Source organism: Actinokineospora fastidiosa, from assembly GCF_014648415.1.
GTDB lineage: Bacteria > Actinomycetota > Actinomycetes > Mycobacteriales > Pseudonocardiaceae > Actinokineospora > Actinokineospora fastidiosa.
In genome coordinates this window covers 439,525-452,930 of sequence record NZ_BMRB01000001.1, presented here as the reverse complement: position 1 = coordinate 452,930, position 13,406 = coordinate 439,525, and the positions used below count along the sequence as shown (strand labels likewise).

At 71.8% G+C, this 13,406-nt stretch carries 9 protein-coding genes; 5 read left to right on the top strand and 4 right to left on the bottom strand.

All coding sequences use genetic code 11. From position 1 onward, the window contains the following. Nucleotides 1-122 precede the first annotated feature (122 nt). The 4 genes from IEY98_RS02045 to IEY98_RS02030 form a co-directional block, all read right to left on the bottom strand. Complete coding sequence (locus tag IEY98_RS02045) at nucleotides 123-1,784, bottom strand: M14 family metallopeptidase (RefSeq protein ID WP_229786473.1); 1,662 nt, start codon at nucleotides 1,782-1,784, stop codon at nucleotides 123-125. 698 nt (nucleotides 1,785-2,482) lie between these two features. Then, nucleotides 2,483-2,998, bottom strand: a complete 516-nt coding sequence (locus IEY98_RS02040) for a hypothetical protein (protein WP_189208563.1) — start codon at nucleotides 2,996-2,998, stop codon at nucleotides 2,483-2,485. Nucleotides 2,999-3,126: 128 nt separating this feature from the next. Next, a complete protein-coding gene (locus IEY98_RS02035; protein ID WP_189208562.1) occupies nucleotides 3,127-3,393 on the bottom strand; it encodes a hypothetical protein in 267 nt (88 codons plus the stop codon). A 122-nt stretch (nucleotides 3,394-3,515) separates the two neighbouring features. Further along, nucleotides 3,516-6,398: an ATP-binding protein gene (locus tag IEY98_RS02030; RefSeq protein ID WP_189208561.1), complete on the bottom strand. Its 2,883-nt coding sequence runs from the start codon at nucleotides 6,396-6,398 to the stop codon at nucleotides 3,516-3,518. A 257-nt stretch (nucleotides 6,399-6,655) separates the two neighbouring features. Between IEY98_RS02030 and IEY98_RS02025 the strand changes: the two genes are divergently transcribed. The 5 genes from IEY98_RS02025 to IEY98_RS02005 all read left to right on the top strand — a co-directional run bounded on the left by IEY98_RS02025 (nucleotide 6,656) and on the right by IEY98_RS02005 (nucleotide 13,361). Further along, on the top strand, nucleotides 6,656-8,242 hold the full coding sequence (locus IEY98_RS02025) for a S8 family peptidase (RefSeq protein WP_189208560.1): 1,587 nt from the start codon (nucleotides 6,656-6,658) through the stop codon (nucleotides 8,240-8,242). 114 nt (nucleotides 8,243-8,356) lie between these two features. Further along, nucleotides 8,357-9,928, top strand: coding sequence for a S8 family serine peptidase (locus tag IEY98_RS02020; protein ID WP_189208559.1), 1,572 nt, complete (start codon nucleotides 8,357-8,359; stop codon nucleotides 9,926-9,928). Between the two features lie 153 nt (nucleotides 9,929-10,081). Next, nucleotides 10,082-10,597: a YbaB/EbfC family nucleoid-associated protein gene (locus IEY98_RS02015; protein WP_189208558.1), complete on the top strand. Its 516-nt coding sequence runs from the start codon at nucleotides 10,082-10,084 to the stop codon at nucleotides 10,595-10,597. A 21-nt stretch (nucleotides 10,598-10,618) separates the two neighbouring features. Continuing rightward, the gene (locus IEY98_RS02010) at nucleotides 10,619-11,431 is read left to right on the top strand and encodes a WXG100 family type VII secretion target (RefSeq protein ID WP_189208557.1); all 813 of its coding nucleotides are present in this window, start codon (nucleotides 10,619-10,621) and stop codon (nucleotides 11,429-11,431) included. Between the two features lie 25 nt (nucleotides 11,432-11,456). Beyond that, entirely contained in the window at nucleotides 11,457-13,361 is a 1,905-nt protein-coding gene (locus IEY98_RS02005) for an SseB family protein (RefSeq protein WP_189208556.1), read from the top strand. Nucleotides 13,362-13,406: the final 45 nt, after the last annotated feature.

Sequence of the window (13,406 nt, the reverse complement as noted above, 5' to 3'; positions counted from 1 at the left end):
TCGTTTCCTTTCACCGGCCACATCGCAGGGTGATGGCCGGAAAACAGGGGGGAGATGCCCCGGGCGCGCCGGTGTCGGCCGCGGCCCGGGGCATCGAGGTTTCGCTGTTGCGGGTGGGGCCGCTAGAACACGAGCTTCCAGGAGTTGATGTATCCGGTGTCAGCTCGGTAGACGTCCCGGACCTGCAGCTTCCAGGTGCCGTTGGCGACCTCGGACGACGCGTTCACCGTGTAGGTGGCGATCACGTTGTCCGCCGAGTCGCTGGAGCTGGAGTTCTTGAGCCGGTACGCGGTGCCGTCCGGGGCGATCAGGTCGACGACCAGGTCACCGCGGTAGGTGTGCCGGATGTCCACGCTGACCTGCAGGTCCGACGGCGCGTTGCCGGACAGGCCGGACACCGCGATGTTGCTGGTGACCGCCGAGCCCGCGTCCGGGATCTGGACGTCGTTGGTGTTCTCGAACTCGTCGCCGCCCGGGGGCTCCTGGTTGTCGTCGCAGGTCAGGCCGATCGACCGCTTCGGGCAGTCGGCGTAGGCGATCAGGTCGAGCACGGCCTCCTTGTTGCGCGAGGTCTCCCGCGCGATGACCGAGTCGTCCGGGTAGAAGCCGCTCAGGCCGCCGCCGGAGGCCGGGTACATCTCGAAGGTGTAGCCGTAGATGCGCTGGCTGCCCCACAGCCAGTCGTCGATCGACCCGTCGGTGATGTACAGGTCGGAGGACTGCTGGGGCGTGTAGCCGTTGGACTGCGCCATCTCCCGGCCGATGGTCGAGAAGACCCGCTGGTCCTCGGTGGTCAGACCGGGGGCCGTGTCGTTGTAGGTGTAGCCGTAGGGCCAGAGCACCAGCTCGCTGTAGGTGTGGAAGTCGATCCCCACGGTGATCTGCTGCTTGCCGCCGATGTTGCGGCTGCGGACGAAGTCGGCCATCGCCTTGACCTCGGGGGTCGACTCGCCGCGGGTGCCGCGGTAGGTCTCCGAGCTCGGGGTCGACGACGAGCCGCCGCAGCAGCCCCACTGGTAGTCCCAGTTGCGGTTCATGTCCGTGCCGACGGTCCCGTTGCTGTTGGGCTGCCGGTTCTTGCGCCAGCCCTGGAAGCTGCCCGTCGAGATGTCGAACTCGCCGCCGTCGGGGTTGACGTTCGGCAGGATCCAGATCTCGCGGGTGTCCACCAGGTTCCTGATCCGCGAGTCGGTCGCGTAGTTGTCGGTGAACTGGTTCATCAGGTAGAGGGCCATCTCCACCGTCAGGATCTCGCGCGCGTGCTGGTGGTGCGTGAACAGGACCTCGGGCTCGTTCTCGTCGGTGCCCGGGTTGTCCGAGATCTTGAGCGCGAACAGGTCGCGGTTCTGGTACGACTTGCCGATCACCCGCTTGGTGATCAGGTTCGGGTGGTCGGCGACCGCCCGGTCGATGGCCGCGGTCATCTCGGCGTAGTTGTGGTAGTCCGAGTGCGACGACGGGAAGTCCATCGGGTTGACCTCGCCCTGCGCGGTCACCGCGGGCGCCTCGGCCTCGACGGTGAACCCGAGGGCCCGGATCCTGGCGACCTCGGCGTCGGTGGCCGTGATCAGGGTCCGGCTGTCCTCGACCCCGTTGATCGCCGCGCCGGTCTTGCTGATGGCGGTGCGCTGCTGGGCGTTCTTCACGCCGAGGACGTGGTACTCGGCCGAGGCCCGAGGGGCGGCCGCGGCGGTGTCGCCACCTGCCGCAGTCTGGTTGGTGGTCGCGATCAGGGCGACGGCCGCCGCCGCGCCGACCAATACGGACAGGCGTTTGCGTTTCACGCTGCCTCCTGCAGGGTGCGCCCGGACGGCGCTGGAGGTTCGGTTGTGCCGGACCCGCTGTCGAACCCGCAGGGGCGCCCTCACGACAGCGTGCACCGGCTCTGGCAGGTCGAATAGTGACGTGCGCATCCGATGCCCACAAGGCTGCGGTCGTAGGGCTTTGTTCCCGTTCGTTCCCATCTCCCGGCGGCGTCGCGCGCCTTCCGCGCAGGTCTGATCGATCAAGTCAGGGGCGCGCCAATAAATAGGTAGCCCTACCTAGTGGTTCCGCGATTGTTCTTCCCCCACGCGCCGGGGGATCGTCGTCCCTGCGAAGCAAACCGCCTGAGAACCACACCCTGCCTGGCGGTTTCGTCGGATGGTTCGGAGGAGAGGCGACCGAAACGCCCTGGCCTCTCCTCCGCCCGACGGCTTGGCGAGGAACACCACATCACCCATACGGACCACCACGCGCGGGCCCTCCCTCACCGGCCCGCCCCATCGGATCGCGGAAACCCCGCGACGCGGCCGATTCGGCACCGGCCGCGTCGTCCGAGCCGAGCCGCTTGCGACGCAGGGGGCGGCTCGGCTGGTGCGATCCCTGTCGACGGGGGTGTGCCCGGCCAGCGGCGGCCCGGGCACACCCCCGTCGTGCTGACACGACCTCGGGGGCGCTGGTCTGCCAGCGCCCCCGAGTCCGGTCAGGTCAGGTCAGGCGATCAGTCGTCGCACGGGTCGTCGTCATCGTCGTCGCAGTAGTCGTGGTCGTGGTCGTCATCGTCGTCGTGGTGATCGTGGTCGTCGTCATCGTCGTCGTCGCACGGGTCATCGCTGTGGCAGTTGCTCTGCTCGTCGTGGCTGTCGACGGACGACAGGACGGTGTTCGACCACGCCCCGTCCGGGCCCGCGGCGTTGGAGGTGCTGAAGTAGACGGCTTCGCCGCCGCCGTCCCAGCCCTCGTGGTCGTCGCGGCCGTAGTCGTCGTCGTCATCGCCAGCGGCCGCGATCGTGGTCGAGGAGTACGCGCCGTCGTGCCCTGTCGACGCGTAGTACTCGAAGAAGTGCGTATTGCCGTCATCGTCCACGCCAGCGTGCACGAGGTAGTGCTCAGTCCCCTCAGGACCGGCGTACGCGACATGCTCGGTGAAGTCGTCGGCCATGGCCGCGCCCGCCAGTCCCACGGTCAACGGCACGGCCAGCAGGCCGCCGAGGACCATTCGGGTAATGCTGCGCATATTCGATCTCCTGGTCTGAATCGGCGAATTTGCGCCGCCTCCGGTGAAGGCGGCGACTCCAGACTTGCCTGCCGGCATGCGCAGCGAAACCCCTGTCCCCCGAAGGGGCACTTTGGTGTTCGGCGTGTTTACCCGAGCATCGAGCGGACAGCCCCCAGAATGGTGGGCTCTGTGTTGGAGCTCGTGGAGTCCATGTCCACGCCCTGCAATCCCGCGATCAGGTGGTCCTTCGCGTAGTGCGAGCTGTCGGGGCGGGCCCCGCTGGACACAGAGGACACCTGCAACCCGTCGTCGGTGGTCAGCGACAGGTCGGTGTCACGGAACTCCTCGGCGGATGCGGTGCCCGCTGCCAGCGGGACGGCGGCAAGCGCGAGGGCCCAGGCGATCGCTCTCATAACCACTCCTCGGCGTCAATGATGTGACCCGAGTATTCGACCACACCCGATTTCGGTCCTCCATCGGGTGATTGTTTATGACGGTCCGCGATCACGCGGGCGGTATTCCTCGCTCCATCGGGTTATGTGAGGTCCTCCACCTGCAATTGCGTGCGTGATCCGACGCCGAGCTTGCGCAGCACCCGCGCGGCGTGCTGTTCGACCGTCCTCGGGGACAGGAACAGCACCTCGGCGATCTCCCGGTTGGTGTGCCCGCCCGCCAGCAGCCGGGCCACCTCCAGCTCCCGGGGCGAGAGCTCGTTGCCGTAGCCGCGCCTGCCCCGCCGCGACGGCTTCCCGCCGCCGACGCCGCGCAGGTGGTGGCGGCAGCGGGCGGCGTCGCGGGTCGCGCCGAGCGCGTCGTAGGCGTCCACTTGGGCCGACAACAGCGCGGTCGCGGCGTCGGCGTCCGTCGACAGCAGACAGAGCGCCTCGCGCTCGGCCATGCCCGCGGCCAGGTACGGGGCGGGCAGCGCGGCGTACCGGGTGCCCGCGTCGCGGTAGTGGCGCACCGCGTCGGCCGACTCGCCCGCGTGCTCGGCCAGCCTGCCCCGGCACGCGGCCAGCGCGGCCTCGGCCAGCGGCGCGTCCCGGCCGACCAGGCCCTCGGCCAGCTCGGCGACGAGCGCCTCGGCGTCGGCGACCCGGCCGACGGCCAGGTACGCGCCGACCGCGATGGGCGCGATCTCCCCGCCCCACGCCCACACGCCCTTGGTGCGCAGGATCGCCATCCCCCGGTCGGCGTCGGCGCACGCCCGCTCGGCGTCGTCCTGGGACAGGTGGTTCCACGCCAGCCCGGCGCAGCCCGCGATCGCGACCTGCGAGATCGCCTCCTCGGGGGCGAACGCGCCGGTCTCGGTGAACCAGCTGGTCGCCTCGGCCCACTCGCCCCTGGCCACCGCGAGCGAGCCCAGCACCAGGGCCAGCTCGCTGGCGACCGGGAACAGGTCGCGGTACTCCTCCAGCAGCCGGTGCGTCCGCTCGGCCAGCCCGGTCCACTTGCCGGTGAACCAGTCCAACCTGGACTGCGTGGCCCGCGCGGTGCTGACCACCCAGGTGGCGCCGCAGTCGGCGGCCAGGCGCAGCCCGGAGCGCAGCAGCTCGCTGGCCAGCCGCAGGTGGCCGGTGGCGTTGGCGCCGTCGGCGAGGTTGCACCACGCCCTGGCCAGCTGGCGCTGCTCGCCGACGGTCTCGACCACCTCGGGGAGCTGGCGCAGCCGGGAGAGCACCGTCGGGTCGCCCACGTGCAGCTTCGAGCCCAGCTCGTTGGCCAGCAGGGACAGCCGCAGCTCGCTGTCGGCGCACTCGTCGCGGTAGCGGTCGGCCCTGGCCAGCCACGGCTCCAGCTCGGCGAGCGGGGCCAGGCCGACGTAGGGCATCGCCAGCACCGCCACGCCCTTGGCGGCGAGGTCGGGGCGCTCGGTCAGGTCGCCGATGGCCCGCTCGATCTCGCTGCGCGCCTCGCCGAGCCTGCCCGCGCCGCGCAGCAGCAGCAGCCCCCGGTACAGCCGCACCTCGCCCCGGACCGAAGTGGACAGCCGGGAGTCGCCGAGCAGCCGCTCCAGCAGCTCGGTCGGGTCGCGCTGGTCGAGTCCGGTGTGCGCGATCTGGCCGAGCTTGATCGCCAGCCGGTCGACGTGCTCGGCGGGCAGCGTCGGCTCGCGCAGCAGCCGCTGCAGCATGGAGGTCGCCGTGGCGGCGTCACCGACCTCGGCGGCCCGGTCGGCGGCGGCCTCGCCGTAGTGCAGCCACGCGGCGATCCGCCCGGCCCGCGCGCTGTGCTCGGCGAGCTGCACCAGCGGGCGCGGCTCGACCTGGTCCAGCGCGTCGATCGCGCGGTTGTGCAGGTGGGTGCGGTCCGGGCCGCCGAGGGTGTCGTAGACGGCCTGGCGGGCCAGCGAGTGCCGGAAGCCGTAGCGGCCGCCGTCCACCTCGTACAGCACGTGGCCCGCCAGCGCGTGGTTCAGCGCGGCGCGCAGCCGGGGCTCGGGCACCCCGGACACCTCGCCGAGCAGCTCGGCGGGCGCGGCGGCGCCCAGCACGGCGGCGGCCTGGGCCAGCCGGGTCGCCGCCGTCGGCAGCGCGGCCAGCCGCTCGGCCATCGCGTCGCGCAGCAGGACCGGCACCTCGACGGAGTCCAGCAGCCTGCGCGCGGTCGCGCCGTCGGCGTGGACCGCGCCTGCCGGGTTGCGCAGCGCGCGCAGCGTCTCCTCGATCACGAACGGGATGCCCGCGGTCCGCTCGTGCAGCTTGGCGGCGAACTCCGCGGACACCGAGTCCTCGCCGAGGATCGCCTCGGCCAGCCTGCGCACGTCCTCGACCTTGAGCGGCACGACCTCGAGCAGCACGCTGACCACGCCCGTCGGCGGGCGGTACGCGGTGCCCAGCGGCAGCCCGCCCGGCACGTCCTCGCGCCGGTAGGTGACGATCGCGGCCAGGGTGGACGGCGGCTCGCTCATCAGGAACCGCAGCAGCTGGCGGGTGCCGTCGTCGGCCCACTGCAGGTCCTCGACGACGAGCAGCACCGGGCCCAGTGCGCCCAGCACCTCGCGCACGCCGCGGAAGAGGCGGTGCCGCTCGGCCCTGGGGTCGCCGATCGGCGGGGGCGGCGGCGGGAGGAACTCGGCGATCTCCGGCAGCAGCGGGGCGAGCGCGCCCGCGACCGGCGACAGCGGCGGCCGGGCGGCCAGCCTGCCCCGCGCGCCGCGCAGCGCCTCCAGCACCGCACCGTAGGGGAAGGGCTCGCCGACCTGCGCGCACGCGCCGACCAGCGGCACCGCGGGGCCGAGGTCGCCCGCGAGCAGCTCGGCGATGAGCCTGCTCTTGCCGACGCCCGCCTCGCCCTCGATCAGCACGACCGCCGGGTGCAGCGCGGCCACCGACCGCAGCGAGGCGAACTGCTCGTCGCGGCCGACGAGCACCGGCGAGCTGGTGCGGATCAGAGGATCGATCGCTTTGCGCGTCATCCGTCACCCCCGGGGAGTCGTGCCGGTCTCGCAGCCTAGGCCGCTCGGGCCTCGGCGGAAACTCCGCGAAGCGGACAGGCCGGAAAGTTGATCTTAGGTGAAAGAGCCGTAGCCCTACGTACCGATACCCGGATTGTTCACGCCTTCGCCCCGCCCGATCGTGATTCCCGAGTGGCTGTCAGTGACCCAACCCTGCCCGACAGCCGCCCCTCCGGGTGGTGTTCCCCGCCCGGTGGAGTGGAATGGAGAAGCCCAATATGCGACATGATCGCAAGACCCGCCGGGTCGTGGTGGCGAGTGTGGCGGCGGGCGCCTGCGCCCTGGCCGCCGTGGTCGCCGCGAGCCCCGCGACGGCCCAGGAGGCGACCGGCGCGATCCGCGCGGCCGAGAACCCGGTCGAGGGTAGCTACATCGTCGTGTTCAAGGACCGCAACGCGAACGCGCCCACGGTGAACAACAAGGCGTTCGACCTGGCCAAGCAGTACGGCGGCCAGGTCAAGAGCACCTACACCGCGTCCATCCGCGGCTTCGCCGTGCGGATGGACGAGGCCGCGGCCAAGCGACTGGCGGCCAACCCTGCGGTCGCGTATGTCGAGCAAGACGGCTACATGAGCATCAGCGACACCCAGCAGAACCCGACCTGGGGCATCGACCGCGTCGACCAGCGCGACCTGCCGCTGAGCAACAGCTACACCTACGGGAACGACGCGTCGTCGGTCAACGCCTACATCATCGACACCGGCGTGGACGAGAGCCACCCCGACTTCGAGGGCCGCGTCACGCACGGCCGCGACTTCATCGACAACGACAGCGACTCCTCCGACTGCCAGGGCCACGGCACGCACGTGGCGGGCACCGTCGGGTCCAAGACGTACGGTGTGGCCAAGAAGGTCAAGCTCGTCGCGGTCCGGGTGCTCAACTGCCAGGGCACCGGCCAGTGGTCGCAGATCATCGGCGGCATCGACTGGGTGGCCAACAACCACCGCAAGCCCGCCGTGGCGAACATGAGCATCGGCGGCGGCTCGGCGTCCTCGGTCAACGACGCGGTCAACCGCCTGATCAACGCGGGCGTGACCTCGGTCGTGGCCGCGGGCAACGACAACGCCGACGCCTGCAACTACAGCCCGGCCAGCACGCCGAACGCGATCACCGTGGCGGCCACCACCCGCACCGACAGCCGCGCCCGGCCGTCGGACTGGAACAACGTCAACGGCAGCAACTACGGCCGCTGCGTCGACATCTTCGCCCCCGGCACGGGGATCACCTCGACCACGATGAACGGCTCGACCGGCGCCAACAGCGGCACCTCGATGGCCAGCCCGCACGTGGCGGGCGCGGCGGCGCTGTACCTGCACGCCAACCCGAACGCGACCAACCAGCAGGTCCGCGACGCCCTGGTGAACAACGCCACCCCGAACAAGGTCACCAACCTCGGGACGGGCTCGCCGAACCTGCTGCTCTACACCGGCTTCATCGGCGACGGCGGCGGCGGCGAGTGCTCCGGCGGCACCAACGGCACCGACGTGGCCATCCCGGACAGCAACACCGCGGTGGGCTCGACGATCACCGTCTCCGGCTGCACCGGCAACGGCTCGACCAACGCGCAGGTCAAGGTCACCATCCGCCACAGCTACATCGGCGACCTGGTCATCGACCTGGTCGGCCCGTCCGGCACGTCCTACAACCTGAAGAAGGCGGGCGGCGGCAAGGGCACCGGCGTCTACGACCAGACCTTCACCGTCGACCTGTCCGGCGAGGCGGCGAACGGCGCGTGGAAGCTGCAGGTCACCGACGTGTGGCGCTACGACTCCGGCACGCTCGACACCTGGTCGATCACGCCGTGACGAACCCCGGTCCGCCCGCGCGGTGCGATCGCGCGGGCGGACCGGACCCCCGCTAGTCGAAACCCTGTCGGCCGTTCCCCGGGGCGGCTGTCGACCTTCGCGGAAGGACAAGTCATGCAAGGAAAGTCCCGCTCGTTCGGGCGGGTGGCACTGGCCGCCCTTGGCGCGGCGTCGGTGACGGCCGCGCTGATCGCCACCGCAGGCACCGCGTCCGCGGAGGCGGCCTTCGTGCCCGCATCCAAGCCCTGGCCAGGCGGCGGCTTCATCGTCTCGCTCAAGGCGGGTGAGGCGACCGCGTCGGCTGCCTCCGTCAAGTCCACGTCGGCGTCCCTGGCCGCCGAGTACGGCGGCAGGCTGGACACGGTGTTCACCGCGTCCATGAGCGGCTTCCTCACCTGGGACATGACCGCGACCGAGGCCCGTCGGCTGGCCGCGGACCCGACGGTGAAGAAGGTCTACCAGGTCGGCACCGCCCGCGCGTACGACGTGCAGGAGAACGCGGTGTGGGGCATCGACCGCATCGACCAGGTCGACCTGCCGCTGGACCGCAAGTACCACTACAACGGCACCGCGTCGAACGTGACGGTCTACGTCACCGACACCGGCATCAAGACCGGGCTCGCCGACTTCGAGGGCCGGGCCAGCGTCGGCGCCGACTTCGTGACCGAGGACGGCCAGGACTGCAACGGCCACGGCACGCACGTCGCGGGCACCATCGGTTCCAAGACCTACGGCGTGGCCAAGAAGGCCAAGCTGGTCTCGGTCAAGATGCTGGGCGTCAACTGCGGCGCGACCGCGCCGGACTCGGCGGGCGTCGAGGCCATCGAGTGGGTCACCGCGAACGCGGTCAAGCCCGCCGTGGTCAACGCGTCCTGGGGCTTCGACACCGCCGACATCGGCGACGACGCCCTGGCGGGCCTCAACCGCGCCGGCATCCCGTTCGTCGCGGCCGCGGGCAACAACAACAGCGGGTCTTGCAGCTTCGGTCCGGGCAACGAGCCGTCGACGATCAACGTGGGTGGCACCAACAGCAGCGACGGCAAGTACTCGCTGTCCAACTACGGCAGCTGCGTCGACATCCTGGCCCCGGCCGACGGTGTCATCTCGCTGAGCCTGGGCGGCGGGTCCACCGGGATGTCCGGCACCTCCATGGCCTCCCCGCACGTTGCCGGTGTCGCGGCGCTCTACCTGTCGACGAACACCTCGGCGACCCCGCAGCAGGTCAACGACACGCTGCGCGCGAACGCGATCAAGGACACCATCAACAGCCCCGGAGCCGGGTCGCCGAACCTGCTGGTCAACACCATGTTCCTGGGCGACGGCAACCCGCCGCCGCCGTGCGAGGGCGGCACCAAGGGCGACGACGTCGCGATCCCGGACACCAACACCGCGGTCACCTCCGACCTGGTGTTCAGCAACTGCACGGGCAACGCGTCGGCGTCCACCTCGGTGAAGGTCGACATCAACCACACCTACACCGCCGACCTCAAGGTCGAGCTGGTCGGCCCGTCCGGCCGCGCGTTCCTGCTGCACGCCCCGGCGGGCATCGGCTCGGCGGCGGGCATCCACCAGACCTTCACGGTCGACGCCTCCGGCGAGGCCAAGAACGGCACGTGGAGGCTGCGGGTGACCGACATCTACCGGCACGACACCGGGGTGATCGACACCTGGACGCTCACCTTCTGACCTGAGCGTGGATTCGGCGCGGCCCCGGGGAACCCCCGGGGCCGCGCTCGCGTCCGAGTGTCCGCTGCGGCGAGGTCGCCCGTTCGGCGTACGCTCGCCTGCGGCGTATGACACCCTGTGCACGCCGCAGGTGCTATCGACTAGGGGGAGCCGGTGAAGACGCCCGAGGAGTGGATGCGCGAGTTCGAGGGCCGCATCGCCGACGCCAAGGCCAAGGCCGCCGCGATCCAGCAGGGGCTGGCCAACGCGGGCGGCAGCGCGTCGTCCCCGGACGGCGCGGTCACCGTGAGCGTGGCGCCCACCGGCGCGCTGACCGACCTGCGGCTCACGCCCGCGGCGATGGGGAAGTCGCCTGCGGCGCTGTCCGCCGAGATCATGGCGACCGCGCGCAAGGCGCAGCGCAGCGCGGCCAACCAGGTCGCCGAGACGTTCGCGGCCGCGGCGGGCGCCGGGTCCGAGACCTACCGGATGATCACCGAGTACCTCCCGCCGGAGGAGGAGCCCGCGCCCGAGCCCGCGCGGCCCGAGCAGGCGCGGTTCGTCCCGCAGCCGCTGGTCGACGAGACGCCGCCCCCGCCGCCGCCACCGGCGCGCCCGCGTCGTCCCGCCCCGCCGCCGACGGACGACGACGACGGCGACTTCAGCGACGAATCGATCTACCGGAAGTAAGAGCGGAGTGGGGGCAGGGCTGTGACCGAGTGGTACGAGGGCGCGGGCGCGGTCGAGAGCGTCGCCGGGTTCGTCGACACGCTGACCGGTGAGGCCGAGGGCGAGGGCGTCGACGTCATCGACGTGGCGCTCGGCGGCGCGGGCATGGTCGTCGACCTGGTGTCGTCCGCGGCGAACCCGCTGGCGGCGGTGTTCTCCGCCGGGGTCGGCTGGCTGCTGGAGCACATCTCGTTCATCCGCGAGCCGCTGGACGCGCTGCTGGGCAACCCGGACGAGATCAACGCCAACACCGACCAGCTCAAGACCGCCGCCCTGGAGATGAAGATGATCGCCCAGGAGCACCGCGAGGACATCAGCGCGACGGGCGGTTCCTGGGAGGGTGAGTCCGGCGAGGCGTTCCGGGCCAACATGGAGCAGATGGCCGCGGAGTACGAGGCCCTCGGCAAGACCATGGACGGCACGGCCGCGATCTACGCCCTGTCCGGCGCGCTGGTGTGCGAGCTGCGCGGCATGGTGTTCGACTGGATCTCCGACCTCATCGGCGAGCTGATCGCGGGCGCGCTGATCGCCGCCGCGTCGGCAGTCCCGACCGCGGGCGCGTCGATCGCGACCTACGCGGGGTACGCGGGCACCCGGGCGGCGATGCTGGCGACCAAGATGGCCAACCGGCTGAGCAAGCTGCTGATGGCCATGCAGCGCATGGGCATGCGGATCGCCAAGCTCACCGAGAAGATGTCCGGCCTGATCAAGGGCCTGGAGCGGTTCTCCGAGTACGGCGACTACGCCAAGACGGCCTACGACGCGGTCAAGCCGTACGAGATGCCGCAGGCCTGATGGCGGGCAGTCGCCCGGCGCCACGATGACCACCGCCGACCTGGCCGTGGTGGGCGACCGGGTGTTCCGGTTCGAGGACGGGCCGGGTGCGGCGGCGTTCGTCGCGCCCGACGTGCCGCTGGACGGTCCTGTCGTCACCTTGGCGGACGGCCGCGCCGTCCGCCAGGTCCGGCGCTCGCTGTTCGAGTCGGTGTTCCACCTGTCCACGTGGACGGACGACGGCGAGCGGGTGGACGCGGACCCGGTGGCGGGCTGCGTCGGCGATGGCGGGCTGGTGCAGCTCCGCGTCGCGCCGCCGTTGCCCGGTGCGTGGACGCCCGCCCTGCTCACCGGAGCGTCCACACCGGACCCGGACCGCGAGGTCGTCCGACTGGCCACAATGGACGCGATCGCCGCGAGCGCGCCGCCCGGATGGCGGGAAGTGCGGCTGGAGTGCCGGATCACCGTGCGGCGCATGGAAGTGAGCGCGACCGTCACGGACGCGGACGGCGGGGTCGTGTCGTGGTCGCCGCCCGCGATCGTCGGGCAGTGGCTGCACCGGCTGCGGCTGCGCCACCATCGCAGTCTGCACCCGAAGTGGTTCACCGCGCGGTTCGTCTTGCGGCCGGGGCAGCCGGTCGAGGCCGACTACGTGGTCGACCGGCCGCCGCGGTGGCGGGTGCGGTCCGATGCCGGGTCGGCGGCGCGGCACCTGGCCGATGACTGGCGGCTGCTGCCCGTGCACCCGAGGCCCGACCTGTTGCCCGCCTGGCAGGTCGAGGCGGGGTTGGAGGTCCTGCGGCGCCAGCAGGTCGGCGACGCCGACGAACCGACGGACTGCGAGATGGCCCGGCTCTTCGACGGCCGCGACGCCGACGGGAGGCCGGTGTGGCACCGGGCGGCGGTGGACGCCCGGGAGGCGGTGGGCATCCTGCGGTACCTGGAGAACGCCCCTGTGGTGCTGTCCGCCGTCGGCACGGCCGACGACGAGTTCACCGGCGAGCCCGCCGTCCCGATGGCCTTCCACACGGACGGCCGCTGGGTCTGGTCCGCCGCCGTGGCGCATTACCTGGACAGGCACGGGGTGCCGCCGGTGATCGGCCTGGTCGACCACATCCGCAACCAGCGTTACCGCCTGCCCGAGGAGGTGCCCCGCATCGCGATGGGCCGCGCCGCCGCGCTGGCGTCCGGCAGGCCGTGGGAGGGGCCGGACGCGGAGTTCGCCGCTGCCGTCGCGCCCGTCGTCCAGCGCTTCCCGGGAGCCTGCTCGCTCGGCGAACACCGGGACGGCGTGTGGTGCCTGGTCCGCGACGGCGACTGGTACCGCGTGTACCGCGACGACCGCGGCAGGCGCTTCGGCGACGTGGAGGACGCCGTCGCCTACCTGGCGGGCAGGCTGGTGCTCAACCCGCTGCCGCCCATCACCGACGCCCTGCGCGCCGAGGCCCTGCGCACCCCCAACGGCTGGGTCTGGCTCCCCGACCCGGATGCCGACCCCCGCCTCCTGCGGGGCATGCCCCCACACGTCTACCTCGGCGCGTACCGCGTCGGCCCGACGGGCGAGCCGACCGGGGAGACCTACGTCAACCCGGAATACCGGCCCGGCCCCACCCGGCGCGGCTTCCCCCAGCCCCACAACGCCTTCGAGCGCCTGCTGGCCTACGCCGCCGCCGACTGGCTCCCCCGCGACACGCTGGCCGCCGCCGCACTCGACACCCGCTTCCTGATCGAGACCGACGAAACGGGCGTGCCGGTGACCGCGGTCCGCCCGGACGGCAGGCGCTGCCTCGCGCTGTTCACCTCACCCGCGCACCTGCCGCCCGCCGCGCAGACCCCCGTCGACGTCACCGCCCGCGCCCTGCTCCCCCTGCTCCCGGGCGCCGTCATCCTGATCAACCCCGGCGGCCTCGCCGTCGAACTTCCCGGCGACTGGCTGACCGCCCTCGCCTGACCCACCGAAGGCCAGCGCACTTCCCTCACCAGCTCGCGGCTGGTC

Bases quoted from the DNA above. Each gene is read 5' to 3' on its own strand.
- IEY98_RS02035 (WP_189208562.1), bottom strand. From the start codon at position 3,393: ATGAGAGCGATCGCCTGGGCCCTCGCGCTTGCCGCCGTCCCGCTGGCA.
- IEY98_RS02030 (WP_189208561.1), bottom strand. From the start codon at position 6,398: ATGACGCGCAAAGCGATCGATCCTCTGATCCGCACCAGCTCGCCGGTG.
- IEY98_RS02020 (WP_189208559.1), top strand. From the start codon at position 8,357: ATGCAAGGAAAGTCCCGCTCGTTCGGGCGGGTGGCACTGGCCGCCCTT.
- IEY98_RS02005 (WP_189208556.1), top strand. From the start codon at position 11,457: ATGACCACCGCCGACCTGGCCGTGGTGGGCGACCGGGTGTTCCGGTTC.
- IEY98_RS02040 (WP_189208563.1), bottom strand. From the start codon at position 2,998: ATGCGCAGCATTACCCGAATGGTCCTCGGCGGCCTGCTGGCCGTGCCG.
- IEY98_RS02025 (WP_189208560.1), top strand. From the start codon at position 6,656: ATGCGACATGATCGCAAGACCCGCCGGGTCGTGGTGGCGAGTGTGGCG.